General features: G+C 68.6%; 25 protein-coding genes. 20 read left to right on the top strand and 5 right to left on the bottom strand.

Features of this window, described 5'->3' with window-relative positions:
- Positions 1-535: 535 nt before the first annotated feature.
- Both OG302_RS00680 and OG302_RS00675 read right to left on the bottom strand, forming a co-directional pair.
- Positions 536-1345 (bottom strand): squalene/phytoene synthase family protein, encoded by an 810-nt coding sequence (locus OG302_RS00680; RefSeq protein WP_371524771.1) that lies wholly within the window; start codon positions 1343-1345, stop codon positions 536-538.
- Between the two features lie 918 nt (positions 1346-2263).
- Positions 2264-3475 (bottom strand): FAD-dependent monooxygenase, encoded by a 1212-nt coding sequence (locus tag OG302_RS00675; protein ID WP_371524769.1) that lies wholly within the window; start codon positions 3473-3475, stop codon positions 2264-2266.
- A gap of 164 nt (positions 3476-3639) precedes the next feature.
- On the opposite strand from OG302_RS00675, the gene OG302_RS00670 reads away from it, so the two are divergent.
- A complete protein-coding gene (locus OG302_RS00670; RefSeq protein WP_371524767.1) occupies positions 3640-4617 on the top strand; it encodes a TetR/AcrR family transcriptional regulator C-terminal domain-containing protein in 978 nt (325 codons plus the stop codon).
- Positions 4618-4893: 276 nt separating this feature from the next.
- Here the strand turns inward: OG302_RS00670 and OG302_RS00665 are convergent, their stop codons facing one another.
- Complete coding sequence (locus OG302_RS00665; RefSeq protein ID WP_371524765.1) at positions 4894-5301, bottom strand: NUDIX domain-containing protein; 408 nt, start codon at positions 5299-5301, stop codon at positions 4894-4896.
- A gap of 613 nt (positions 5302-5914) precedes the next feature.
- Here OG302_RS00665 and OG302_RS00660 point away from each other — a divergent pair.
- From OG302_RS00660 to OG302_RS00650, 3 genes are all read left to right on the top strand, one after another.
- Positions 5915-6586, top strand: coding sequence for an HNH endonuclease family protein (locus OG302_RS00660; protein ID WP_371524763.1), 672 nt, complete (start codon positions 5915-5917; stop codon positions 6584-6586).
- A gap of 601 nt (positions 6587-7187) precedes the next feature.
- Positions 7188-8417 carry a cytochrome P450 gene (locus OG302_RS00655; RefSeq protein WP_371524761.1) on the top strand — a complete coding sequence of 410 codons (1230 nt, stop codon included), beginning with the start codon at positions 7188-7190 and terminating at the stop codon, positions 8415-8417.
- A gap of 5 nt (positions 8418-8422) precedes the next feature.
- Positions 8423-8623 (top strand): ferredoxin, encoded by a 201-nt coding sequence (locus OG302_RS00650; protein ID WP_371524759.1) that lies wholly within the window; start codon positions 8423-8425, stop codon positions 8621-8623.
- 51 nt (positions 8624-8674) lie between these two features.
- Here the strand turns inward: OG302_RS00650 and OG302_RS00645 are convergent, their stop codons facing one another.
- On the bottom strand, positions 8675-8983 hold the full coding sequence (locus tag OG302_RS00645; protein ID WP_371749982.1) for a DUF6009 family protein: 309 nt from the start codon (positions 8981-8983) through the stop codon (positions 8675-8677).
- 139 nt (positions 8984-9122) lie between these two features.
- On the opposite strand from OG302_RS00645, the gene OG302_RS00640 reads away from it, so the two are divergent.
- Entirely contained in the window at positions 9123-9500 is a 378-nt protein-coding gene (locus OG302_RS00640; RefSeq protein ID WP_371524757.1) for a nuclear transport factor 2 family protein, read from the top strand.
- 1058 nt (positions 9501-10558) lie between these two features.
- Here the strand turns inward: OG302_RS00640 and OG302_RS00635 are convergent.
- The gene (locus tag OG302_RS00635) at positions 10559-11521 is read right to left on the bottom strand and encodes a ScbA/BarX family gamma-butyrolactone biosynthesis protein (RefSeq protein ID WP_371524755.1); all 963 of its coding nucleotides are present in this window, start codon (positions 11519-11521) and stop codon (positions 10559-10561) included.
- Between the two features lie 295 nt (positions 11522-11816).
- On the opposite strand from OG302_RS00635, the gene OG302_RS00630 reads away from it, so the two are divergent.
- From OG302_RS00630 to OG302_RS00560, 15 genes are all read left to right on the top strand, one after another.
- Positions 11817-12536, top strand: a complete 720-nt coding sequence (locus OG302_RS00630; RefSeq protein WP_371524753.1) for a ScbR family autoregulator-binding transcription factor — start codon at positions 11817-11819, stop codon at positions 12534-12536.
- 112 nt (positions 12537-12648) lie between these two features.
- On the top strand, positions 12649-13893 hold the full coding sequence (locus OG302_RS00625) for a cytochrome P450 (RefSeq protein ID WP_371524750.1): 1245 nt from the start codon (positions 12649-12651) through the stop codon (positions 13891-13893).
- Positions 13890-14735: an NAD(P)H-binding protein gene (locus tag OG302_RS00620; protein WP_371524748.1), complete on the top strand. Its 846-nt coding sequence runs from the start codon at positions 13890-13892 to the stop codon at positions 14733-14735. Before OG302_RS00625 ends, OG302_RS00620 begins: the two co-directional genes overlap by 4 nt.
- 41 nt (positions 14736-14776) lie before the next feature.
- Positions 14777-16261, top strand: a complete 1485-nt coding sequence (locus tag OG302_RS00615; RefSeq protein ID WP_371524746.1) for an FAD-dependent monooxygenase — start codon at positions 14777-14779, stop codon at positions 16259-16261.
- Between the two features lie 240 nt (positions 16262-16501).
- A complete protein-coding gene (locus OG302_RS00610) occupies positions 16502-17122 on the top strand; it encodes a ScbR family autoregulator-binding transcription factor (protein ID WP_371524744.1) in 621 nt (206 codons plus the stop codon).
- A gap of 270 nt (positions 17123-17392) precedes the next feature.
- Positions 17393-18226: a BTAD domain-containing putative transcriptional regulator gene (locus tag OG302_RS00605; protein ID WP_371524742.1), complete on the top strand. Its 834-nt coding sequence runs from the start codon at positions 17393-17395 to the stop codon at positions 18224-18226.
- A 303-nt stretch (positions 18227-18529) separates the two neighbouring features.
- Positions 18530-19411, top strand: a complete 882-nt coding sequence (locus OG302_RS00600) for a 3-oxoacyl-[acyl-carrier-protein] synthase III C-terminal domain-containing protein (RefSeq protein WP_371524740.1) — start codon at positions 18530-18532, stop codon at positions 19409-19411.
- A 42-nt stretch (positions 19412-19453) separates the two neighbouring features.
- A complete protein-coding gene (locus OG302_RS00595) occupies positions 19454-19582 on the top strand; it encodes a hypothetical protein (RefSeq protein ID WP_371524738.1) in 129 nt (42 codons plus the stop codon).
- Positions 19583-20054: 472 nt separating this feature from the next.
- Positions 20055-21017 (top strand): hypothetical protein, encoded by a 963-nt coding sequence (locus OG302_RS00590; protein WP_371524737.1) that lies wholly within the window; start codon positions 20055-20057, stop codon positions 21015-21017.
- A 41-nt stretch (positions 21018-21058) separates the two neighbouring features.
- Positions 21059-21937 (top strand): diiron oxygenase, encoded by an 879-nt coding sequence (locus OG302_RS00585; RefSeq protein ID WP_371524735.1) that lies wholly within the window; start codon positions 21059-21061, stop codon positions 21935-21937.
- Positions 21937-22182, top strand: coding sequence for a phosphopantetheine-binding protein (locus OG302_RS00580; RefSeq protein WP_371524733.1), 246 nt, complete (start codon positions 21937-21939; stop codon positions 22180-22182). Before OG302_RS00585 ends, OG302_RS00580 begins: the two co-directional genes overlap by 1 nt.
- Positions 22176-23006 carry a hypothetical protein gene (locus tag OG302_RS00575; RefSeq protein ID WP_371524731.1) on the top strand — a complete coding sequence of 277 codons (831 nt, stop codon included), beginning with the start codon at positions 22176-22178 and terminating at the stop codon, positions 23004-23006. Before OG302_RS00580 ends, OG302_RS00575 begins: the two co-directional genes overlap by 7 nt.
- On the top strand, positions 23006-24007 hold the full coding sequence (locus tag OG302_RS00570; RefSeq protein WP_371524729.1) for an NAD(P)H-dependent flavin oxidoreductase: 1002 nt from the start codon (positions 23006-23008) through the stop codon (positions 24005-24007). Before OG302_RS00575 ends, OG302_RS00570 begins: the two co-directional genes overlap by 1 nt.
- Positions 23997-24866 (top strand): alpha/beta fold hydrolase, encoded by an 870-nt coding sequence (locus tag OG302_RS00565; protein ID WP_371524727.1) that lies wholly within the window; start codon positions 23997-23999, stop codon positions 24864-24866. Before OG302_RS00570 ends, OG302_RS00565 begins: the two co-directional genes overlap by 11 nt.
- A complete protein-coding gene (locus OG302_RS00560) occupies positions 24859-25113 on the top strand; it encodes a hypothetical protein (protein WP_371524725.1) in 255 nt (84 codons plus the stop codon). The genes OG302_RS00565 and OG302_RS00560 overlap by 8 nt, the downstream gene beginning before the upstream one ends.
- Positions 25114-25169: the final 56 nt, after the last annotated feature.

The following is a 25169-nucleotide window of genomic DNA, read 5'->3' as shown; positions in this document are numbered from 1 at the left end:
GCACCACGCGGTCCCTGCCCAGTCAGTCTGGGTGTTCAGCGGGATCGTTACGCCGAAAGCGACGGATAGATCATCAGCGATCGTTGTCCTGCCGCCCTCATCCGCCCCCTCAACCCCGCCTAGGGAATCTGAGAGGTCGTTTCAGAGGTCGTTTTCACCTGTGAAGCCTGTTTGATCCCAACATGTACCTGCGGCAGGGCGTGACTTGAGGGGAAACAAGGGTGAAGGAGCCTCATGGGCCGACTGTGAGGCCCGACTTGCCGGTCTCGTCCTGCGAAGCCTGTCTCATCCCACGACGTGCACCGATGCCCCCTCCGTCCAGCAGAGGCGTGCCGGAAATCAACACGCGTGAGATCCAGGACAAGTTAAGAGATACACGGGGCGGCGCAAACCAGCTGAAAACGACCCCTGAGAAGACGCCTCACTATGCCAACGGGTCAAGCGGCGGCCACGAGTTGGGTGGGGAACGCGGTGCTCTCGTCGAACAGGCTGCGGTGCTGCTGGATACAGCTTCTGACCTGGACCTGGGGCGCCGTCATCGCGTGCATCGCTCCATGATCGTGGCGACCTCTTCACGGCTGATCTTGCCGCGACCGTTCTTGAACGAGGCGGCCGTTGCGCGGGCGAGCTCGAAAGGGATCATCGAGAAGACCCGGATCGGTCCCGCAGGCAGCGCGGTAACGTATCGGTCGGCAGCGACGGCCTTGCGCTCGATATAAGCGTCTAGGTCCGTGACGGTCCATGTGTCTGGAAGGAATGTCATGCCCCGCTGTGCGTCCATGACGAGGTCCTTGCGGATGTTGACTGCTTGGAGCATCCGGCCGTAATCCACCCCGGCGGTCCGGTTGGTGCCGACGTTGTCGTGCCAGTCCCACAGATCGCACAGCAGCAGCCCGACCGATCCGGCCATGGCGAAGGTGTAGCGCTCGAAGCATTCCTCGTCGGCCATGTGCCAATTGCACTCAGCCCAGTCAGCCATCCGGGCAGCCATCACTGAGGTCGTTTCCATAACCCGAGCCCTGATGTCAGCGGGAGCGTAACCGACCCACGCGGCCAGGCGCATCGTCACTTCCGGCAACATTTCTCCGTGCGGGCGCAGGACGACCCCGATGCCTTCTCCGGCGCTGTCTGTCTGCAGCACCCGGTCGATTGCGCGCAGAAGCTGCACCTTCGTCTCCGCAGACAGAGAGGGATGGTCCTCGATCTCGTCGATTGCCCGCAGGCACAGGTACGAGGAGGCCACCGCCTCGTGCAGGACCGGCGGCAGCTGGCGGATAGGCAAGTAGAACGTGCGGCTCGTAGTTAGCAACGCATGGTCAACGTCGTCCTGAGTAGCCACAGTCACGGCAGGAATCCAGTCGTAGGCAGCACTCGTTTCCCTCCTCAGACTGGGACTACGGCTCGTTCGCCACCACTGCAATGCGGTGAATGGGTGCTCGGACCACGCTTGCGGTTTGCACCCAGCCAGCCGGCCGCGGTACACCTGGCGAATCTCACTCCGTCGCTGTAGTAGATCGCCAGGCCGAGGCGGTGGCGGGCCTCCTGCACGGCAGCTGGCGCCTGTGCCCGTCGAACTTTTCCGCGAACCCGAATGGACCGCACCCGAGGGACCCCACCGGTCTCGGAAATCACTCTCACCTGAGGCGGCTCCCACTACAGCGGACTACGAAAGCCGGAAAACAGACCCGGTGCACGCGGCGGAGGCGGGGAGAGCGAGAGGGACGGAAAGTTGTGCGGCAGGTAGCATCACTGCCTTTTGGTGCTCCGGTACAGACTGTCAATCGCCGCGGTGGGTCCGGCGAGCAAAGTCATGGCATCGCACTGTGGGAGCTGCTGCCCAAGGTCGCGCCCCCTCGTCGTTCCACACCGCCGAGCTGAGAGGAAACCGCAGGTCAAAGCGGCGGCTTCCACGGGTTTTGCGTCGATGACGGCGTGGGCCCGACCGGTGACCTTCGCGAGGGTGCGTCCCGCCTTCTGCAGACGCTTTTGGGCGTGCTGGGCGCCGAGGGGCGACCGCTGGGTTGTCCTCCCCTCGGGCATGCGGGCCTTGTCGAGTCGGTCCGTCGCCTGCTCCACGGCGTCCATGGCCCCGGTGCAGGGATCGGCTGCCGGGCACTGGCGCTTGGGGGCCGTTGCGGCGGCCACGGGGATGGGGTGGATGCCGAAGGGGCGGGGGCCGTTGCCCACCGGGGCGACGGCGTCGGCAGGGCGGCGGTCTCCTCGGCAGGCTTGTGAAGGTTCGCTGACCCGGGGTGGGGGCCGCTCAGCGTATGTCCGCGGCGAGAGTGTATTGCGGCAGTGCGATGTTCCCGGCCTTGGCGAACTGTGCAGCGAGCAGGTTCCGCATCGGCCAGCGGGTCAGCTGGCGCATGGAGAGGTCCCGCAGGCGGATGCCGAGCCGGCCCGAAGGCGCGAATACCGAGGCGCCGCCGGGCGGGAGCTGATGGGCCTGGCTCACGTAGGGGCGCATCACCTCGTCGTAGCGGCGGAAGGCGGTGCGGTGGTCGCCGTCGGCGGCCGAGAGTTCACCGGCCAGGACGTATGCGCCGACCAGAGCCAGGCTGGTCCCCAGGCCGGTCAGCGGCGTCGCGCAGTATCCGGCGTCGCCCAGCAGTGCCACACGGCCGCGCGACCAGCGGTCGAGGCGGACCTGGCCCATGGAGTCGAAGAAGAAGTCCGGGGCGGTGCGCATGGCCCGCAGCAGGCGTGGGGTCTGCCAGCCGACGCCGGCAAAGCGCTGGGACAGGAGTTCCTGCTGGGCGGCGGCGTCGCGGCGGGCGTAGGCGATTGGTGCCGAGCGGAAGCTCAGGCCGGCCTTGATCTCGCCGGGGAGGCGGCCGGGCCGTGCGGAGGCGACCAGTCCGCCGGGCGCGTTGTGCATCAGGTACCAGCCGTCGAGTTCCAGGTCGTCGGTGGCGGTGAACCAGGCTGTGTAGAGGCCGAGTGGGCGGACGAAGTCCTGCTCCGGGCCGAAGGCCAGCGCGCGTACCACGGAGTGCGGTCCGTCCGCGCCGACGACCAGCCCGAACCGGCGCGGCGCGGCTTTCTCGAAGGTGACGGTGACCGCGTCAGCGTCCTGATCGATCCCGGTGACGGTGTCGTCGAACAGGTACTCGGTGTCCGGCAGGCTGGCCTCGTGCAGCAGGTGAGCGAGATCGCCGCGGAGGATCTCGATCTCGGAGACGATTCCCTGGCCGCCGAAGCTGTCGGCGGGCATCTGGGCGGTGGTCCGGCCGCAGGCGTCGACGAGTGCGAGGCCGCGTTGGTCCACGCTCTGTGCCCTGGCCCGGTCCATCAGACCCATTCGCTCGATCACGGTGCGGCCGGCGCCGCGCAGATCCACGGTCTGCCCGCCCGGCCGGGGGTGCGGCGCGCGTTCCACGATCGTGACTCTGGAGCCTGCCTTGCGTAGCCAGTACGCCAGCGCGGGCCCGGCGATGCCAGCCCCGCAGATGAGTGTCTCGTTGTTCGGCATGATGGGAACGTACGCCGTACGCAAGAGAGTGCGCAAGCATGAAATCCCTTATCAGAGTGGGGTGTTGAGCAGTACTGCACTAGTGCTGAGGGGCGGGGGAGGGTGCTCGTGCGCGGGGATCGCCCGGAGTCGGGCGCTAGGATGACACTCATGCAGGTGCACTAGTGCAGGGGGTGTCGGTGGGCGGGCAGGCGGTGCCGCGCTACAGCCAGATCGTCGGCGAACTGCGGCAGCGGATCGAGACGGGTGAACTGGCGCCGGGCGATCGCGTGCCCTCGACCCGCGAGATCACCAAGCAGTGGGGCGTCGCGATGGCGACCGCGACCAAGGTACTCACCGAGCTGCGCCAGGAGGGGATGGTCCGTGCCGTCCCTGGCGTCGGGACGGTTGTGGCGGCCCCGAGCCGCCCGGTGCGGGCCGCCCGCCCCGCGGCCGCCTCACGCCCGGGCGGGCCGTCTGATGCGTCATCGGGCCAGGCGGCTCTCACGCTTGGACGGATCGTCGGTGCCGCCGTCGCGGTCGCCGACACGGAGGGGCTGGCTGCGGTCTCGATGCGCCGGGTGGCCGCCGAGCTCGGGGTGGCGACCATGTCGCTGTACCGGCACGTGGCCGACAAGGACGATCTGCTGACGCGGATGATGGACACGGTCATCGCGAAGTACCCGTTGCCCGCCGACCCGCCGGAGGGCTGGCGCGGGGCGATCGAGCTAGCGGCCCGGCGGCTCTGGGACCTGTTCCGCCGCCACCCGTGGTTCGCGCCGGCCCTGTCGATGACCCGCCCTCAGATGATCACTTCAGCGCTGCCGTACAGCGAGTGGACGCTTGCCACCCTGCATGCCCACGGACTCGACCTGCAGTCCGCCTTCACCGCGCACCTCATGTTGCTCAATTACGCCCGTGGTGTCGCAGTCCACCTGGAATCAGAGCAGGAGGCCGAGGCGCACAGCGGCCTGGACAGCGAGGAGTGGATGGCCACTCAGGGGCCCGCGCTCCTGGCGATTTTGGCCACCGGCCGCTTCCCCGCGCTCTCACGCCTTGCCACGGCCGGTTACGCCCTCGACCTCGACGCCCTCTTCGAGTTCGGCCTCCAGCGCCTCCTCGACGGCCTTGCCTCACTCCTCAACGAGGGCTGCGCCCACTGAACGCAGAACTCAAGGCCCTCCGGCCACCGACACCAAAAGAAGCGGCTCCAAATCGGATCCGGCCCAGTTGTGGCTGGTGGCCCTTGGGTTCGTGCCGGTTTCACGAGATCGATGATCGTTCTGCCTGTGTCTGAGCGTGCGATGGGCCATCCAGCCGGATCCTCGCGGTGTCCGGCCCGTGCGCTGGTTCTGCGCTCCTCGCCCACCGTGCGGTTGTGGTGCGGCCGTACCGCAGGAGAAGACCGCAGCAACGACCGTAAGGCCGCGGTCACGGGATCAAGAAAGCCGCCCGGCCTCGTGAAGCGCGTGGAGGGCCATCTCGTCCACGGCCGAGACTCGGTCCCGATCGGCGTAACGGAACCATGCGTGCTCGGCGATCTCCCGCGACGGGGTCAGCCCACCGCGGTGGTCGGCGGTGTAACAGATCATCCGGAAGGGGCCGTGATCCGGGTGGCCCTCGCCGATCTCGAACGTGCCGAAGTGCACCATGGAAGCGGGGTCGATCGTCGCCTGCAGTTCCTCATCGATCTCCCGCACCAGGGTCTGGCCGTCGGACTCACCCGGCTCACGATGCCCGCCCGGGAAGTAGAAGCGATCTCTGCCATGACTACGCGTCACCAATACCCGCTCGTTCCGAAGCAGGATCCACGCCACCTTCTGTGGCACGCCGTTGCCATTCGCCATGGCTTGGGACCGTATCGGAGGGCATCGTCTGCGTCAGCACCGACCGCACACTGAGCTTCTGGGAGGGTTTTGTGGGCGGGCTGGGTGTGCGTACGCCGCAGTGGGTGTGCCGTTCGGCACGGTGGTGGAAATGCCCGAGTCTTTGAAGGTTGCTCAGAACGGCAACACAGATACCCAGGAGACCGAGCTGCCTCGTTGCCGGGGGAGGAGCTCACCGTTCTGGCACCGCACCAAGCGGCGCCAGAACACTCCTTGACCCGCTGCCCCCGCGCCTCGCGAGGCCTTCCCGCCGGGCCTTCCTGCCGGGCCTTCCTGCAAAAAGGCATCTGCGACGTGCCCGTTTGGCTGTCAGAGACGACAGGTCAGGCCCCCTTTCCTGATCGGGTGTCAAGGAAGAGCGGTCGCTGACGTGAGGGGTGTGTACATCACGCCCCCACGGCGGAAGCAGGGGCAGAGACGGCAGGTGGGACGGCCGCCGCGCCGTGGCGTCCATGAGGGTGGGCCACCCGGTGCTGGGCGGCTCAACGTTTCTGCGGTGAACCTTTTCGCCCACCCGGCTGAGGCTCCTGTCGAGTGCCCGGTGTCCGCGCGCGCCGGCGGTCAGTCTGCCGGGGTGATCAAGAACTTTGTTCGCGGCCTTGCCGCGCTCAGCCTGTCCCTGACCCCTCTCCTCGCGCTGTCGCCGGTGCAGGCGGTGGGTCCCACCGAGACCACGACGCTGGCCGACGCCGTGCACCGCATTCCGGTCGCCGACGAACACCGCGAGGGCTACACCCGTACCGCGTTCAGGCACTGGAGCGCCGGTGCGGTGAAGTCCGACGGCTGCAACACCCGCGCCGAGGTACTGATCGCCGAGGCCGGCGAAGCACCGTCCGTCGGCGCGCGCTGCAAGATCACCGGTGGTGAATGGCTGTCCTACTACGACGCTCAGGAAGTCGAGGACGCCAGGGCGCTCGACGTCGACCACATGGTCCCGCTCGCCGAGGCCTGGGATTCGGGTGCCTCCGCCTGGAGCCCGGCCCGCCGCGAGGCCTACGCCAACGACCTGGCCGCTCCGGCCTCCCTGGTCGCGGTCACCGCCCGCACCAAACGCGCCAAGGCCGACCAGGACCCCTCCCAGTGGCTGCCGCCGCTGCCCGCCGCGTACTGCCGCTACGTTTCGGAGTGGGCGGCCACCAAGCTGCGCTGGGACCTGGCGGCCGATCCGGCCGAACTCGACGCCCTCGCGGTCTTTGCCTCCGGCCACTGCAAGGACACCCCCGTCACCTACACCGCCGCTTCGTAGCACGCACGGCCGGGTCCGTGCCTGGTGGTGGGGGGAGTTGTGCCTCGGAGCGGGGGGTGGTGGTGGCTCTCTGGTGGCCGGTCGGGTGGCCGCGCCTGCTTACTTCAGCCTCTGTGCAGCGTTGTCTGCTTGAGGCGACTCGGAACCCTACTTGGGAACTGCCGGTGTGTGGGGATGCTGTCCGGTGGTCCGCTTTGGCCGGCTGCGGGCTCTGTCGGGTGGGGGGCCTTCGCGTCCTTGGCGGGGCGGCGGTCTTGCGGGTCGCTGGCACCGCGTGGCGTGCTGGGGTGTGTGCCGGTGCGGAGTCGGCCTGTGGGGCGTGTGGGGTTTGCTGGACGTGTGCTGGAGGCTTGCTGGATGTGTGCTGGATGCCTGCTGCAGGGGGGTGTTGGTGGGGTGTGCGGTGTGGGCGTTGTGGCGTCATAGTCGGTTGTGGGTTGCGGTCGCGGCCCTGTGACCGTGCGGAGTTGCCGGTCTTTTCGGTGTCCCGGGGTGGGTGTGCCGCGCGTTGGCGCATCGGCGGGTGCCGAAGAACCTGGAACCCGTGGCTTGGTCGCCGTTGTTGAGGGATTGCGAGGCTGTTGGGCGCATGAGGTGCATCATGGACGAGTTGAGCGTTCGGGATCCCCATCCGGCGGACCCGCAGGACACGCAGTTCTTCCTCCCGCAGGGGCGCGGTTGCCCCCGCCAGGTGCCTGCGGGCCACGCTCGGCTGCGTGGCTTTTCACCGCTGGGCCGGGTGACGTGGCATGACGGCAGGCCGGTGTGGGCCGTCACCGGGCCTGGGCTGGCCCGTGAACTGCTCACCGACGCACGGCTGTCCTGCGAGCGCACATGGCCTGGATTTGCGGCGCCCGGTGGGCAGTTCGCCGCGGCCGGGGCGCGGGGAGTGCCGCTGGTCTGCGTCGAGGGCGCGGAGTGCGAGGCTCGGTGTCGGCTGCTGAGCCCGCTCTTCACAGCGCGGCGGGCCGCGTTGATGCGGCCGCGGATCCTGCGGATCGTGGATCAGTTGCTGGATTCCATGGAGCGGCAGGGCCCGCCGGCGGAGTTGGCGTCCACCTTCGCGCTGCCCGTGTCGTCGAGGGTGATCTGCACGGTGCTGGGCGTGCCGGAGATTGATCACGAGTTCTTCGAAGAACGCACCGAACGGCTGCTGAGCGGCCAGAGCGTGCAGGAGGCCGCCCTTGCCCGTGCGGAACTGGAGAAGTACCTGGGCGAGTTGACCGGCCACAGGCGGCGCGTGGCGGGCGAGGGGCTGCTCGGTGATCTGATGCGCCCTGACACTCCGAGTGGCCCGTTGAGCCGGGAGGAACTGACCGCGCTGGCGGGGATGCTGTGGGCGGGCCACGAGACGACGGCCGGCATGATCTCGCGCGGGGTCTTCACGCTGCTGCGTCATCCCGAGCAGTTGGCGGCTGTGCGGGCAGGGGAAACAACCATGGACGCTGTGGTGGGGGAACTCCTTGGGCATCGGCCGGTGCCGGACGGGCTGCTGCGGGTCGCTGTCGAGGATATTGAGGTGGCGGGCCACACGATCCGGGCCGGCGAGGGCGTCCTCTTCATGACGGCGGTCATCGACCGGGACGGCTCGGGTTTCGCGCAGCCCGCCCCGCTCGACCGGGACGGTTTCGTAGGCCGGCACCTGGCTTTTGGCTTCGGCGCCCGTCCGTGCCCGGGTCAGGATCTCGCGCGCGTTCAACTCGAGATCGCGCTTGGGCGTCTGTTCGAACGGCTTCCCGGGCTGCGGCTTGCCGGCCGGGCCAAGGAGATCCGTTCCAGGCCCGCGGCCTTGAGGGTTGAGGGTCTGCTCGAGCTGCCGGTGGGGTGGTGAACAAGATGAGGATCGAGGTCGATCTGGACCGCTGCGTGGGGGCGGGCATGTGTGCCCTGACGGCGCCGGCGGTGTTCACGCAGGACGACGACGGGTTCAGTGTGGTGCTTGCCGGCCAGGACACGGCGGCCGACGTGCCTCCGATGGCGAGGGAAGCCGCACGGGCCTGCCCCGTCAGCGCGGTATCGCTCCTGCACGAGGACTGACGCCTCTCGTGCAGGAGGGCCGTCACAGCGGGAGCGTTATCCCCCTTTCCTTCAGCGCCGTGGACGGCGGGCCGCCCTTCGAGCACGTGGGTCTGGTACTCCTTGACGCACGGCGTGAGGGGAGGGGGATCCACTGCTTCGCCCAGGGGCTGCGATGGCATAGAGGCCTTCGGGCTGGCTGTCGCGGTCGTGGGGCAGCAGCCAGAACACACGGCGCCGGAAGGTGCCCGGTGCCCGGGATGCTTGGGCGGTGGGGCCGGGCACGGCAGAGCCGGCCATGCGCCGCTCACGGTGGGCGGGCTTTCCCGTGCGGGTGGGAAGGCGGTCCAGGCTCTGGCGGAGGTAGTCGAGCCGGTCGATGTCCGTGGGCCAGACGAGGGCGGTCTCGTGGCTGATCTCGCCCTTGAGTGATCAGGGAGCTTATGAGGTGGCGTCCCCACCGTGATCGGAAGGCGGCTCGCGGGACGAGCGCCCGCGCAACGGCTGGTATTACTGGGGTATGCAGGAAGAGACGGCATGCTCCGCGATCGACACGTTCATCTCCGCGTTTAACGCCTCGGACGACAGTTATGTGACTGCCCTGCTCTCCCAGGCCCTGACCTCAGATGTGGTCTTCTGGGGGCCGTTGGGTCGCAGCGAAGGAATCGCGGCGGTCGAGCGGTTCGTGCTGGACATCCGGCGCCACCCAGCGGGGACCGGCACGATGGTGCGCTGCTCAGCGGTGGACATGCCTGACGAGTGGGCCCGGTACCAGTGGGTCTTCACCATGCCGGATGGAGGCCCCCGTCTGGCGGGAACGGACGTCGTCCATCTGCGGCTGAACCTCATTGACCAGGTCATCGTCTTTGCTGGGGAGATCGAGCCGTCCGCCTCCTGAGTCGTCCGTCTGTCGCCGTCCTTCTCGTGAAGCGGTGAACTACACCTCCACGGAGCGACGCGGATGAGCCCATCGGCCACGAGATGTGTCATCGGACCTGGAGCTGGACAAGGACCAGAACGGCACATTCCTGGCCTAAAGGGGGCTCGGCCGTGGACTCGGTCTCCCCGGAAGACGCGCAGCAATGCGTCGGCCGTCCAGTCGCTGTCGCTGCTCTTAGCGACCCGGGTCACCTCCCGAGCCCTGGGGTGGTGTGCACCGCCGACGCGGCCGAGGTAGCGCGAGCTCCTGAAGAGATCGGGAACCTGACCAAGCTCACGCTCACGAAACTGGGGCAGCCTCCGCGTGGATGTCCTGAGGTGACGCAGGCCTGGGGGAGACTGCGCCGCACTCACGCGAGCGTGCTGGGCTTGTTCGAGATACTCCACACCGTCCCGACGCGGCCTGCACGCCACCGAAGCACTCCGGCGGCTGCTTCAGAACTGCCCCGAGCTGGACCGAACCCATGACCTGGTGCGGCAGTTCGCGGCGATGCTCGCCGCCCGCGACGCCGGCCCGCTGCCGGACTGGCTCGAACACCTCGCGGCCTGCCCTCTCCCACCCTGGCCAGCCTGGCCAGAGCCATCGGCGAGGACCGACACGCAGTCGTTGAGGGAATCACCACCCGTTCAACTCCGGCGTCAACGAAGGCCGGATCACCGGCCTGAACTCCAGAAGAGGATCATGGCCGGCCATGCCGGAGTTCCACTCCTGCGTCACCGTGTCGTCCTCATGGCCGGACTCCGACGCCGCTACCCGTGACGGAGTGTCACCGGCGCACGGTGGCACACTCCCACTTCACGAAAATCCTGCCAGGGCCGCGTTCACTTGTCCGCCGACATGCCCGGCCGCTGCCCGCTGCCCGCTGCCCGGCTGCTGCCCGGTGCCCGGTCGGTGCTTGGTGCTTGGTGGTGTGGGTCGTTCTGTCGTCGGGTCGAGGCCGGGTGTCGAGGCTGGGTGTTGGGGTGTTGGTCTGGGTGCTGGTTGGGGTGCTGGTTGGGGCGGGGAGGCTCCCCTGGTCAGGCCGGGGCGAGTTGGCCGGAGAGTTCTGTGCGGAAGACCGGTTTGTCGTTCTGCCATCCGGTGACGGCGACGCGGGCCGTCCCGTCGTCGGCGCCGGGTACAGCCTCGGCGTCGATCCAGCAGGGGGCGTCGTATTCCACGTACCGGTGAAAGACAGTGGTTGCCCCGCAGGCGGCGAAGGCGCGGGGGGACAGCAGGGCGAACGCAGCCTGGCGTGCTGCTTCGATGAGGACCATGCCGGGGACGTGGTCGCCGATGTGGTCGAAGAGGACCGGGTGGCGGGCGTCGGTGCTCAGCAGCCAGCGTTGGGGGCGGTCGGCCTCGGAGAGGACCACATCGCGGGAGAACATCCGGCCCACGAGATGGGGTGCGAGGAGGGGCGGCCGGACGGTGGACGGCGTGGCCGCACTCTGTTCACCGCGCAGCCGACGGTAGGTAGCGGGTGCGATGCAGGTGAAGTGCCCGCTGCCGTGCGCGGTCGGCTGTCCTTCGCGCGTGATCGTGACGTGCATGGCGAACTGCGCGAGACGGTTGCCCTTCCACACCAGATCCGTGCAGTCGGCCTCCAGGTCGAGGTTGCTCGGATAGTCCTTGATCAGGAGGTGGTCGGGATGGGTCGCGTACTGCATGTCGTGGAGCAGGAAGTGATGACTGAGCGGAACGTCCCACTCCGAGTGAGCGAGGAACATCCCGACCTGGCGGATCGTTTCGGCCGCCTGCAGCGGGTCGTGGCGGAGTCCGTCCGTGCTGGTGAAGAACGTGTGGGCGCGGGGCCATTGGCCGGTGAGAGCGAACCGCGTGCCGTCCACCTGGCGGCATCCGGTGAGGAACACCTCGGCCAGGCAGGCGCGGTGTACGTACTCGCGTGGCACGGTGGTGGTGAGTTGGGGGGAAAGGACCCCGGCGGCGGGCCGGGGGGCCGGTATTGCTGCCTCTGTCTGGTGGGCGAGCACAGTCATGGCGTCTCCATGGCGGCTGTTCGAAGGGTGGGGCCGGCAGGGCAGATGGCGCTGGAACCACTAAGATACGTACCCACCGGTTTTGTTCAAGCGGTTCTCGACAACTGTGCGTTCGAATAAACCGCGAGAAACCAGAGCTCTGAACCCGTTTCAGGGCAACTGGGGCACATTTCCGGCCCGGAGAAGCCCGTGCACACCTGGGCGCGCCAGAGGGCGAGTGATAGAATACGGGCTTGCCGGTTTTTTTGGGATGGAGCAAGGGGCTCTGCCCAGCCAGTTCCTGGAGGTGAGTCGCATGGCCCAGCAGGAGCGCGCGGTCAGAACGCGGCAGGCGATTCTCGCGGCTGCCGCCCAGGTCTTCGACGAGGTCGGCTATGAAGCGGCCACCGTGTCAGAGATCCTCACACGGTCGGGGGTGACCAAAGGTGCCCTCTACTTCCACTTCGCGTCCAAGGAGCAGCTCGCGCAAGGCGTCCTCCAGGCGAACGCCCAGGTTGTCCCCCCGGTCCCGTCCCAGCGCCTGAAACTGCAGGAGGCGGTCGACCGAGGCATGCTGCTCGCCTACCAGATGGGCGTCGACCCTCTGCTGCGGGGCAGTGTGCGGCTGGCCCTGGAGAGGTCGGGCAACGACAACCTGGACCGCAAGATCCCCTTCGAGGCGTGGACGCGCGAGAGCGAAGGCCTCCTCGAACAGGCCCGGCTGGCAGGCGAGCTGCAGCCGCACGTGGACACCAAAGAGCTGGCCGGGGTGTTCGTCGGGGCGTTCGCCGGTGTTCAGCTGATGTCCCAGGCCATGACCGACCGGCAGGACCTGTGCGACCGCATCGCCGTGCTGTACCGCGTTTTGATGGCAGGTGCCGCCGTGCCCAGTGCGCTGGTCCAACTGGACGTCACCGCCGACCGAGGGGCCAAAGTCCAGGCACTGGTCGATCAGCTCCTGCGGGAGACACCAGAGCCACAGCGGGAGGCGCCAGACCCGCGGGGCGACCGGCCCTTTCTCGTAGGCCAGGGCTGAACGTGGGCCGCACCGCAAGGTGCGGCCCACGAGTATGTGAAGCCCCGCCGCATGCCGGAACGTACAGCCACGTACCCAGCAGACGTCACCCCCCCAGGACGGAGTGCACCACATGGCCACTTCTGTATGCCCTTATGCGATAGACCTGACGGGCAGCGACCTCGCCGGCGAAGCGGCCCTGCTGCGAGGGGACGGCCCCGCCTGCCGGGTGCTGCTTCCCGGCGGGGTCATGGCCTGGGCCATCACGCGGCACGACACCGCGAAGCGGCTGCTGAGCGACCCGGCCGTGTCCAAGGACGCCTTCCAGCACTGGCCGTCGCTGCAAGAGGGCCGCATCGACGACGCCTGGCCGCTCCACCACTGGGTCACGGCCAAGAACATGCTCTCCGCCTACGGCGGCGAACACAGCCGGCTGCGTCGCCTCATCGCGGGGGCTTTCACCCACCGGCGCAGCGAGGCCCTGCGCCCGCAGGTGGTGCAGTACACCACCACCCTCCTCAAGTCCCTGGCGCAGCGCCCCGGTGACGAGCCCGTGGACCTCATCGCACACTTCGCACTGGAGCTGCCGATCCAGGTGATCTGTGAACTGTTCGGTGTCTCGCAGGCCGAACGCCCCCTGCTCAGGCACGGGCTCAGTGAGTCCTTCCGCACCTCTGCCACGGCCGATGAGGTCCGTGCGGCCCAGGAGAGCCTGCACCAGGTGCTCGCCGAACTCGTGGCGGCCAAACGCCTGGCGCCGGCCGACGACCTCGCGTCCGCCCTCGTCTGGACCCGGGAGACCGACGGCGCACGGCTGACCGAGCAGGAGCTGGTCGACACCCTGCTGCTGATGATCGGCGCGGGGCACGAAACGACCGTGAACCTGCTGGGGAACGCCATCGTGGAACTCTTGTCCCATCCAGAGCAGCTGGAGCAGGTCAGCAACGGCGCCACCGGGTGGGACGCCGTGATCGAAGAGACCCTCAGGGCACGTGGCCCCGCGGCCTACGTGCCGCTGAGGTTCGCCGTGCGGGACATCGACCTGGGGGAGCACGTCGTCATCCGCCAGGGCGATCCGGTGCTCATCTCCTTCGCCGCGGCCGGCCTCGATCCGCAGCAGCACGGCCCGGACGCACACGAGTTCAAGGCCGACCGCCCGAACCGCCACGACCACCTGGCCTTCGGGCACGGCGTGCACCACTGCCCCGGGGCCTCGCTCGCGAGGCTGGAGGCGGCGGTGGCCCTGCCCGCGTTGTTCGCCCGCTTTCCCCGGATGCGCCTGGCGCGCGCGGTCCAAGATCTCGATCCGACGCCGTCCTTCATCACCAACGGTTTCCGCGAGATCCCCATACTGCTGGACCCGGAGAGCGCCCGGTGATTGTCGTGACGGGTGCCACGGGCACCGTAGGGGGCCACGTGGCGCGCCTTCTGTGCGCCGATCACCCCACAAGACTGCTGGGCCGCTCCCTCTCCCGGCTGCGCGCAGTGGTACCCGCCGCCGACGTCGTCACCGCCGATTTCGCCGACCAGAGCTCGCTGGAGCGCGCCCTGGAGGGCGCCCGGGCCCTGTTCGCGGTCACTGCGAACCCGTTGGAGCCCGCCCACGACGCACATCTGCTCGCGGCCGCCCGCACGGCAGGCGTTCAGCACGTGGTGAAACTCTCCGCGCTCGCGGTCACCGACGACCGGGCCGACGACCTGATCACCAACTGGCAGCGCGAGAACGAGGACCGGGTCCGTGCCAGCGGCCTTGCCTGGACGCTGCTCCGTCCTCGCTCCTTCATGTCCAACACCCTCTCCTGGGCCCGCTCGGTCCGCGCCCACCACACCGTCGCGACGCCACAGCCGCAGTCCCGCAACGCATCGGTCGATCCCCGCGACGTCGCCGAAGCCGCCGTCATCGCCCTCACCACTGCCGGTCACGAGCAGCAGGAGTACGCCCTCACCGGCCCTCAAGCGATCTCGCCTGCCGAGCAGTGCGAGCACCTCGCCCAGGTCCTGGCACGTCCCGTGCGCTGTGTCGAGATCTCTTTGGAGCGTGCCTACACCGCCTGGGCACAGCACTACCCCCAGCCCATCGCGCGGGCCCTGCTGGACAGCGCCCGCCGCCAGGGTGATGGGGCCAAGCAAGGTGTGGACCCCACCCTTGCCAGACTTCTGGGGCGCCCGGCCACCACGTACCGGGCCTGGGCCACAGATCACGCACATCGCTTCAGCTGACTGCCCGGGCCAGGGCCCGGGACATCGAAAGGGGGGCGGACGTGCTGACACGGCACGCCGAAGTGGTGATTGTCGGAGGGGGCCCGGTCGGCATGTTGCTGGCCGCCGAACTGGGGGCGTACGGCGTCGAGGCCTGTGTCGTCGAGTCGAAGCCGCGGACGACCGACGAGCCCAGGGCAGGAACCCTGCACGCCCGGACTGTGCAGAGTCTGGCCCGCCGAGGCCTCATGCAGGTCCAAGCGGGCCGCGCGCAGCGTGCGGGCCACGATCGCGAACCGTTTCACTTCGCCGGTCTGCCGCATCTGAGCATCACCGCCCCGGCCACCGAACCTCCCATCCTGGTCAAGTGCCCCCAGGCTGATCTGGAAAGGCAGTTCGAGGCTGTCGCACAAAGCCGCGGTGTCACCGTCCTGCGTGACAGCCAGGCCGTGCGGATCGCCCAGGACCCGGACGGCGTCGAGGTGACGACGAAGAGTCCGCAAGGTCCTGGGCAGGTGCGCGCCGAGTACCTCATCGGGGCGGACGGCGCCCGCAGCACGGTGCGCGACCTGTGCGGGTTCGTCGCGAAAGTCCATCCCGCGACCGTCTCCGCCCTGATGGGGCAGGTGCGTCTGATGGACCCGGCGGCGCTGGCGCCGGGCTGGCAGCGCACCGAGCGCGGCTGGACCACCGCCAGGTTCGACGCGCACGGGTACGGCAGGCTGATGACGCTGGACTGCCGGGGCCCGCACCCCGACCGCGGCAGCCCGCTCACCGTCGAGGAACTGAGTCTGGAGGCCGCGCGGATCGTCGGCCACCCCGTCCCTCTGGCCGAACCTACGCACCTGTCCCGGTTCAACGACTTCTCCCGGCTGGTCGGCAACTACCGCCAGGGCAGGGTCTTCCTCGCCGGCGACAGCGCGCACGTGCACTTCCCCGTCGGGGGCCAGGGGCTCAACACCGGTCTGCTCGATGCCCTGAACCTGGGGTGGAAACTCGCTCACACCCTGCGCGGCACGGCAGGAAAGGACCTGCTGGACACCTACGACCAGGAGCGCAGACCGTCGGGACAGCGAGTCCTCGACAACACCCGAGCCCAGCTGGCTCTCATGCGCCCGGACCCGCAACTCGATCCCCTGCGCGCCCTGATGGCCGATCTGCTGCCGTTGCCCGATGTCGGTGCCTACCTCGGCGGCATGCTCAGCGCGCAGGACACCCGTTACGGCGACGGCGACACGGCGCGGAGGGACTCCGGCTGGCGGGGCCGGTTTCTGCCAAATATCGCACTGGCCGGACAGCAAGAGGCAGACCTCGTGGGGCTGCTGGCCAGGGGCCGTGCCGTGCTGCTGCTCAGCAGCGGCGCCCTGCGGCCTCCCCGCCCCGCCCAAGGGTGGGCGCATGTCCTGCACACCGCCCGCGCCGCAGGCCAACTCCCTAGCGGAATAACAGAATCCGCGGTGATCCGGCCTGACGGCTATGTGCTGTGGGTATCCGATGATGGGGATCTCGGGGGAGTCCTGCGGCAATGGTTCGGTGATCCGCGCTGAGGTCTCTGTCGCTCTCGGCGAGGTGGTACAAGTGAGAGGCGCACCCTTCTGAGGTGCGGCTTCTTTGCGCCAAATAGACAGCGCGTAGCCCTCAGGCGGTACAAACCGCCTGTGCGGTTTGTTAGTGTTCTTCGCATGGGCGTCGGTTCCCCCTTTGGGGTGTGCCGATGACGGGGGTGTCGTCTCCGTCGCCCGCGTCATCTCGCGAGCGACGGCCGCCTGGAGCGATGGAGCACCTCGATGGCCAAACAGGAACGCGCTGTACGCACTCGCAAGGCCCTGATCACCGCTGCCGCTGAGGTCTTCAGCCGGGAGGGGTACCGCACGGCCTCACTCACGGTGATCAGCCGGCTTGCGGGAGTCAGTAGTGGGGCACTGCACTTCCACTTCCCGACCAAGTCGGCGCTCGCCCTGGCGGTGGAGGAAGCGGCCGCCGACCGCCTGCGCGTCATCGTCGAGCGCTGCGAAAAATTCGAGCAGCCGGAAGGGCCCATACGGCTGGTGGTGGACGCCAGCTACCAGGTGGTCGAACAGTTGGCGGCCGACCCTGTGCTGCGGGCCGGCTTCGAACTGGGAGGCCATACCGTGGAAATGGGCAGCAGCGGAAGAGTCTGCGATCTGTGGCAGCGCTGGGTCGCCTCGGTGCTCGAGCATGCCCAGGGGGCCGGAGGGCTGCGCTCGGAGGTGGTGCCCGGCCACGTGGCCGGCCTCGTGGTCGCGGTGACCGCGGGCCTGGAGGAACTCGGCCGGCGGGACCCCCGGTGGCTGGCGCACCCCACTCTCACCACGTTCTGGCGCCTGGTGCTGCCGCAGGTGGCCCCCGCGGGGACGAGCGTTCCACTGCAGTTCGCGGGCTCCTGACACCTCCGCCACCTGTACGCCGCCTGGCTGGTGCACCATCCCCCGGAAAGTACCAGTCAGGCGGTTTTTTTCGTGCCCTGTGAGCTGGGCCTTCCTGGATGGGCCCTCCAGGTGCAGCCTTCCCGCCGTCGCGCCCCGCTCCAGACTCCCTTGGCACCCACTAAGAAACCGACTATGCTGTTTGTATTCGGGGGCCTTGCGTCGGATCCCACACCCGGCGGCACGTCAGGAAGCAGCGCGTGCAGGCTCTGTGCGGACCGGGAGACGGACATGGACATTGAAGTGCTCGGCGGTTTTACCGTACGACTGAACGGCATGCAGGTAGTTCCCACAGCCCCCAAGCCGCGCCAGGTCCTGGCTCTCCTGGCCCTCAACGCCGGCCGGGCCGTGCCCACGCGCACCCTGGCCGAGGAGCTGTGGGGCGCGCAGCCGCCGCGCAGCTCGCGAGCCACGCTGCAGACCTACATCCTTCAGCTGCGTGAACTCATCGGCGAGGCCCTCATCGGCGTCGACGGCCTTCGGTCCGAGGGCCGCACCGGCAAGGACTTACTGGTCACTTCGCCGGGCGGCTACCGGCTTGAGACCGGCGGCGGCACCCGCGACTACAGCGAGTTCGCGCGCCTGAGCAACGAGGGCTACCGGGCCATGGACAACGAGGACTACGCGGGCGCGGCACGCACCCTGCGCGACGCGCTCGCCCTGTGGCAGGGGCCCGCGCTGGCCGATGTGAACGCGGGAAGCCACCTCGACATGGAGACGCGCAGGCTGGAAGAAGCCCGCCTGTGCGCCCTCGACCAGCGCATCGAGGCCGACCTCTGCCTGGGACGCTACCGCGAACTGCTCCCCGAGCTCACCGTCCTGGTCGAGCGCCACAGCATGCACGAGAGCCTGCACAGCCAGTTCATGCTCGCGCTGTACCGCTCGGGCCGGGGCGGCGACGCGCTGAACGTCTACCAGCGGCTGCGCGGCACTCTGGTACGCAACCTCGGGCTCGAGCCCAGCGCTCCGGTGCGACGGCTGCAGCGCTCGATCCTCAAGGCGTCCTCCGACATCACGCAGGACGCACTGCTCGACGGCCGCACGGCGCCCGCACCGGTCAGCTGAGCGCAGCCGTGGCCGGCCGGTCCACCACCACGGCCGGCCATGCACCACGAGTACTCACCGTGGCGGCACCACGCCCCACCAGGCACGACACTCTTCCTGCCCCAGCGCGACTTCATTTTCGTTGAAGTCTGCATCCACATCCTCTCGAAGGTGACTCGCAGGGCAGTGCAGACCGGTGCGCGACCCTTGCTCCCCTGCACGAGGCGAACCTAGATTCGCACTCCTGACGCGTGTCAGCAGCGTCCTCGTGCGAAGCGGCCGCGCAACAGTCGGCTCACGACCTCGCATGCCCTAGGGGGAGACATGTTCGTGGGATGGGGATCACGCCATGCCCAGATCCGGTCGGTCGCCGGATACCACCCCCACCGTGCGATCGTCCCCGCCGCCCTGAGCGGTGCCTACGCCGCCCAAGGCGATCAGGCACGCCGGCCCGCGGCCGGCACCGATGGGCCCCCGCCCGGCACCGAGGAGAGCCTGGCATCCATGGGCGCCCGCGCGGCCGCCGACGCGGCTGCCCGCGTCGGTGTCGACACCGACGACGTGGACTGCGTGCTCGTTGCCTCGCTGAGCAAGCGCGACCAGCGCCAGCACCTGGCGCATGCCGTCGCCGACCGGCTCGAGGGCACCCCGCGCGCCGCACTTGACGTGGATGCCACCTCCGGGGGGTTTTGCTCGGCACTGGAACTGGGGCGCTGCCTGGTATCGGCGAGCACCTACGACCGTGTCCTTGTCGTCGGCGCCGAGCGCGCGCACGACACGGGCACCGCCGAGGCGGCCGGCACCACGGGACTCCACAGCGCCGCCGGCGGGGGAGCCGTCCTCCTGGAGGCCGGCGACGAGCCCGGTATCTGCACTCCCGCCTGGGGTGAGGGCGCGACGCCGGCTCAGGTGGCAAGGGCGGCGGTGAAGCGTGCGGGGCTGCGCACGCAGGACATCCGCGCGCTCGTCTCGCACCGTCATCCTGACGGACGCGTACGCCGGGAGGCGGCAACCCTCCTGTCGCTGGCGCGCGATGTGACGGTGGCCCATGACGCCTGCCTGTCGGGCAGCGCCTCGATCGCATCGATCCCCATGGCCATCGCGACGCTGCTGGCCGAGTTTCCCGCGCTGTCGGGCGAGTTGGCCCTCCTGGTCGGCTTCGGCGCCGAACTCAGCCTCGCGGCCCAGGTGGTCCGCCTCCCCTGACAGAACCTGCGAACCGTGAACCCTATGAAGAGGAGCGACCGCATGGATGTGATCGACGAGCAAGAGGTGTACACGCTGCACCACGACGCCCTGATCGCGCCCCCACTGCTGCTGCCTGGTGAGGAGGACGAAAGCAACGACGAACCCCAGCTCGTGCGAGGAATGGACTGACAGCACAGCACAGCACAGCACAGCACAGTACGGAGCGGCGCTCGCCGGGCGGGCCCGGGCAGCACGGCCAACGGCCGCCCGGGCCCGCAAAGGCGGGCCGAGGCCCGACAGACGCACCGCGCCGCGCCGCTCATCCACGCCGCTGGGCGCGGCCCGCCCCGGTCGCCGCGCGTCCGCCGGCCGCTGAACAGCCCGGCACCGCCCCGCACTTCGGCCCGATCGCGGCGGGCGCCCGCCCGGCCACGGGTCACCGCACGTCGCCGGGCGGGGGCGGGTTCTTCGCTCCGCGCCGCCACGGGAGATTGTTAATGACCGGGGCTTGATTCCTCCAGGCCACCCATGGGAAATGCACGAGCATCCATGTGGAAACACCGTTCCTCATCGCAATCCACGACTGCTAACTTCGGGACAGTCGGCGCCGGGCAGTCGGCTCGGTATTTGCTTGAAAGGACGGTCTGTGTCACCTCAAGCCGTGAAAATAGATGCTCGCGCCTGGGAAGAAGTAGCGGATTCCATCGAATTCGTTCCTGCCGCGTACTCAAGCAAGACCCGGCCGGAGTCAGCGGCGCAGGAAATGCTGAGGTGCGGTCCGGGTGATATCGAGACGCTGGTCGCCGCAGGTCTGCCGTTCGATGTGCAGTCGGGCGTGCGGCACTTCGACGTGAACGATCTGTACAACCTCGGAATGTATTCCGGTAGGTCAAACACGCAGCCTGAGCTCGCCTTTCGGATGCTGTTCCGCTTCGCGGGCCGCCCGGTCGAGGACCTGCTGCACCCCAAGTCATGGGACTTCCAGGTCCGGTTGGACTGCGCCGAGTGCGGCGGAGCAGCGCCCTGGCACTTCGAGGCACCCGATGCCGTCCGGTTCGGAGGGGCCGTCACCGATGTGGTGGCGCCGACGCGAGTGAGCGAGGGAACAGCCGAGTACACGGCCACCGTCACCACGACGGGCGTGCGCACCCCCCTGGTCTCCACCGAACTGAGGCGCCTCACCCGCGACTACCTCGAGGCCGGATACCGCTGGCAGATGATCCCGGTCGCCATGCAGGCCGACTACCAGCTGGTGCACAGGCTGGGATCGACCAGCTGCATCGCGGCGAGCCTGCTGCTGGCCGAGCGCTTTCGTGCGGCCGGCCACCGGGCCGAGGCGAAACGCGGCTGGTTCTGCGGTGTCCTCGGCGGCGCGCTCGACCTCCCGCACGCCAGCGTGGAGGTCGAGGACGACGACGGTGTGCTCAAGACGGTGGACATCGCCAAGGCGCAACTCGCCGCCCGCCTGTCGTCGGACACCAAGGCCTTCCAGGAGCTGTGCCTCGGCTCGATCTACAACAAGGTGATCCCGTCCACCGCGTCCGGAAACGCGCCCTTTGCAACCCACGAATGCGGATCGCGGATGCCGGTGCACGTGCGCGCGGACATCCGCTCGCTGCGCTGACATCAATTTCCCGCGCCATTCAGTTTGGGAGGACGAGTGTAATGGCGGTACGTGAGATAGAACCGGTCGTACTGGACCTGGATCGTTTGGAGAATCTCGCCGAAACCGGCTACTACAACCCGTACACGATGTTCGACTGGCCTGAATCCATCGAGCCGGATCTGCCGTGGATGTCCGAGGGGCTGACCACGCTCGCCGGTACCCCGATGTGGGACGAACTCACCAGGGAACAGCAGATCGCCCTCACCCGGTACGAGGCGATCAATTTCTTCAGCCTCAATATTCACGGTATCCGTGAACTGATGAGTGAAGTCGTGATGCGTATCCACGAGCGAACGTACGCGGACGTCTCGGAGTTCTTGCACCACTTCATCGGTGAAGAGAACGAGCACATGTGGTTCTTCGCGCAGTTCTGCCTGCGCTACGGCGGAAAGCTCTACCCGGCCCAGCCGACGCTGAAGGCCGACTCGGTGGAGCACCTCTCATCGGTGGCCCGTGAGCTGATCGTGTTCGCGCGGATCCTGATATTCGAGGAGCTCGTCGACTACTTCAACGCGAGCATGGCCACGGATCAGTCGCTGCCGCACATCGCCCGCGAGATCAACCGGGTGCATCACCAGGACGAGAGCCGGCACGTCGCGTTCGGCCGGATGATCTTCACCCATCTCCTCGGCCAGGTGGCCAAGCGGGACCCGGACGAGGTGCCGTTGGTCGCCGAGTACCTCGAGAACTACCTGCAGTACAGCATCGGCACCCTCTACAACCCGGCCGCCTACCGCGACGCGGGCATCCCGGACGCGCTGGCCCTGCGGCGCAAGGCCCTGGAGCACCCCGCCCGGGTGGAGGCACACGACCAGGTACTCAAGCGCACCAGGAAGTTCCTCACCAAGGCCGGCGTGGGACGGGAAGTGATCGCGTGATGTCGGAACCGATGCAGGCCATCCGCGCATTCATCCAGGGCCGCAACTCCAAGATCGGGCCGCTCACCGAAGACCTGGACCTGATCGACAGCCGCGCCATCGACTCGCTCGCGTTCGTCGAGTTCATCTTCCTGCTCGAAGAGCTGACCGGTGAACCGATCGACCCGGAGGACCTGAACCTCGACGACTTCCGCACCCTCAAGGCACTCGAAACCCGATTCTTCATGAAGGAAGCGGCATGCTGACGACAACAACCGACAACGGCCTGGGAGTTCTCGACGGCAGCCAGCTCAGGTTGCTGCGGGCCATCGACGCGGTGTTCCTGCGCCTGGCCGCAGACTGGCAGGCTCCCGAGTTCCGGTTCCCGTTCCTGATGCGGTGCCAGGACCTCGACACCTTCGACTACTACGACAACTTCCCGCATCTGGGTCTCGCCGCGACCCGGCTCGATCCCGGGCTCCTGGCCGGCGAGCTGGCCACCACCTCGCGACCGGTCGAGCGGATGCCGGCCGAGGTGATGGAGTCGACCGCCTTCGCCCTTCCCTCGGCTTCCTGCTACTCCATCTACGTAGACCTGGCCGGGTCCGTACTGCCCGCCGACGGCGTACTGCGCACCACGGTCGGCACGTGCTTTCGCAACGAGGACCACTACGAGGGCCTGCAGCGCCTGCTCGGCTTCTCCATGCGCGAGATCGTCTGTGTCGGACCGGAGGAGGCGGCCAAGAGCCATCTGATCCGTGCGAAGGAAGCCGTGGTGGCCCTGTGCAGCGAGCTCGGGCTCGACCTTCGCATCGAGGTCGCCACCGACCCGTTCTTCGACAAGAACAGCGGCAAGGCCAAGATGCAGCGGCTCTTCCCGGTGAAGGAGGAGTTCGTCGTGGGCGGCCTGGCGATCGGCTCCGTCAACTACCACCGGAACTTCTTCGGTGACCGGTGCGGCATCAGGGCCGGCGACGACACCGCGCACACGAGCTGCCTGGCCTTCGGCCTGGAGCGCTGGGTGCACGCCCTGACGGACCGGTTCGGCGGCGCGGACGCCGCGGCGTCCGTGGTCGAGAGCCTGAATTGATGCGTGCCACCGCGGCCGGGGTGCTCGGCCTGGAGGTGAGCCTGCTGCAGTCGGGCATGGGCGGCGTCGCAGGCACGGAACTGGCCTGCGCGGTGTCCAACGCCGGGGCGGCCGGCTGCGTGGGCGGCTACAAACTGGCCGGCGGCGCGCTGTCGGCCATGCTCGACCGGTTGGTCACGGGCACCGACCGGCCGGTCGGCGTGAACCTGATCCCGGAGGTGGTCGGGCCGGCCGAGCTCGACCGGCAGGTGGCGCAGGTGCTCGAGGAGACACCGCAGCGCGTACACCTGTCCTTCTTCGGAATGCCCGACGACGCGGTCCTGGACCGGGTCGCCGCGGCGGGGCGGCAGACGGTGGTCCAGATCGGGACCGCCGACGACGGAATGCACGCGGCCGCCCGGGGCGCGGTGGTGGTGGTCCAGGGAACCGAGGCGGGCGGTCACCTCCTTGGCACGTCGCGACGCGACGACCTGGTGGGCACGCTGCGCGCACTGGTGCCCGACGCCTGCCTGGTCGCCTCGGGCGGGATCGGCTCGCCCGAGGAGGCCGAACGGGCCCTGGCCGCCGGCGCCGACGGGGTGCTGCTCGGCACCGCCTTCGTCGTCGCCCACGAATCGCGGGCCCACGCCCGGTTCAAGTCGGCGGTGACCGGTGCCGACGAGGCCGACACCGTGATCACCGATGTGTACGAGATCGGATGGCCGGGCCGACGGCACCGCGTGCTCGCCACGAGCGTCACCGCCGATCCGGAGCAGCCCACGAAGTTCATCGGCAAAACGGTGGTCGAGGGCAAGCCGTACCTGGTGCCGCGCTTCAGCTCGGCGGTGCCCACAGAGGCGACCAGCGGTCGTATCGAAGAGATGGCGCTGTACTGCGGCCAATCCTGCGGCGCGATCTCCGGCGAAGTCCCGGCGGCCGGTGTCGTCGCCACATTCGCACAGGTCCTTTCGGGGGCCGCATTCGTCAAGACCAAAGAGAGGGCGGAAAGTCATGTCGGCTGACGCAGCGCAGGGCGACTACTACCACGACCTGAGTTACCGCGAGGACACAGCACCGATACCCACCAGGGAGGGCGTGGAACTCTACTGCGAGTCCACAGGTGAGGGCATTGCCATCACGACGCTCAACAACTTCTTCTTCACCGCTCCGTTCTGGCGGGACTACACCGACGAACTCGCCAAGCACCACCGCGTGGTGAGCTACGACCTCTGCAACCACGGCCACTCCACACGGATGCCGGAGGAACCGACCTGGGAGGAGCACGCGGCCGACCTGGTCGGGCTGCTCGACGCGCTGGAGATCGACTCGACGTATCTGCTCGCCTCGTCGGCCTCCACCCAGCTCGCCCGTGACGTGGCCCTGGCCTACCCGGACCGGGTCCGGGGCCTCGTGCTCGCCGGACCCGTCATCGGCCCGCAGATGCGGCGCCACCGGATGCTCCAGCGGGCCTGGCTGCGGACGCTGAACAGCCACGACATCCCCGTGCTGTTCGCCCACATGTACCCCGAGTTCGTCAGCACGGAGATGATCGAGGAGTACGGCGTTCCGGGCTTCCTCGGCCTGCGGGAGAGTTTCCTGGCCATGTCGACGCCCGAGGAGCTCAACAACGGCCTGACGCTCGCTCAGCAGGGCGACGCCAGTTCCGAGTTGCTGACCCGCATTCAGGCGCCCACGCTGATCGCCCTCGGCGACGACGACATCCTGCTGGGCCCGACGGCGGGCCACGAGCTGGCCGCCATGTTCCCCAACGGCCGCTGCGCGATCATGCCGAAGGCCGGCCATGTGCCCTTCCTCGACGACCCGGTGGGCTTCCAGGAGCTCGTCCGGAAGTTCATCGGCGAAGCGGAAGCGCATGTCTGATACGGCGGTGGAGGTACGGCAGCGGATTCGCGAGCTGCTGGTCGACGTGTTCGGCGGCCCCTCCTTCGTCAGCGGAGTGCACGACGCCGTGTCGCTCCGCGAGGCGGGGGTCCCCTCCACCGCGCTGGTCGCCCTGCTGGTCGCGATGGAGGACGCGTTCGGTTTTGAATGGGACGACGACGTCCGGCCGGAAGCGTTGCGTTCGATCGACTCGCTGGCAGGCCACGTCGTGGCGCTGCGCAACTGAGGGCCACACGGTGACCGTTGAGCCGGCCGTGCCCCGGGGCGTGGCACCGGAGATGT

The sequence above is a fragment of the Streptomyces sp. NBC_01283 genome (assembly GCF_041435335.1).
Lineage (GTDB): Bacteria > Actinomycetota > Actinomycetes > Streptomycetales > Streptomycetaceae > Streptomyces.
Note: the sequence above shows the minus strand (reverse complement) of the source record. Positions and strands in the feature narration are given on the sequence as shown.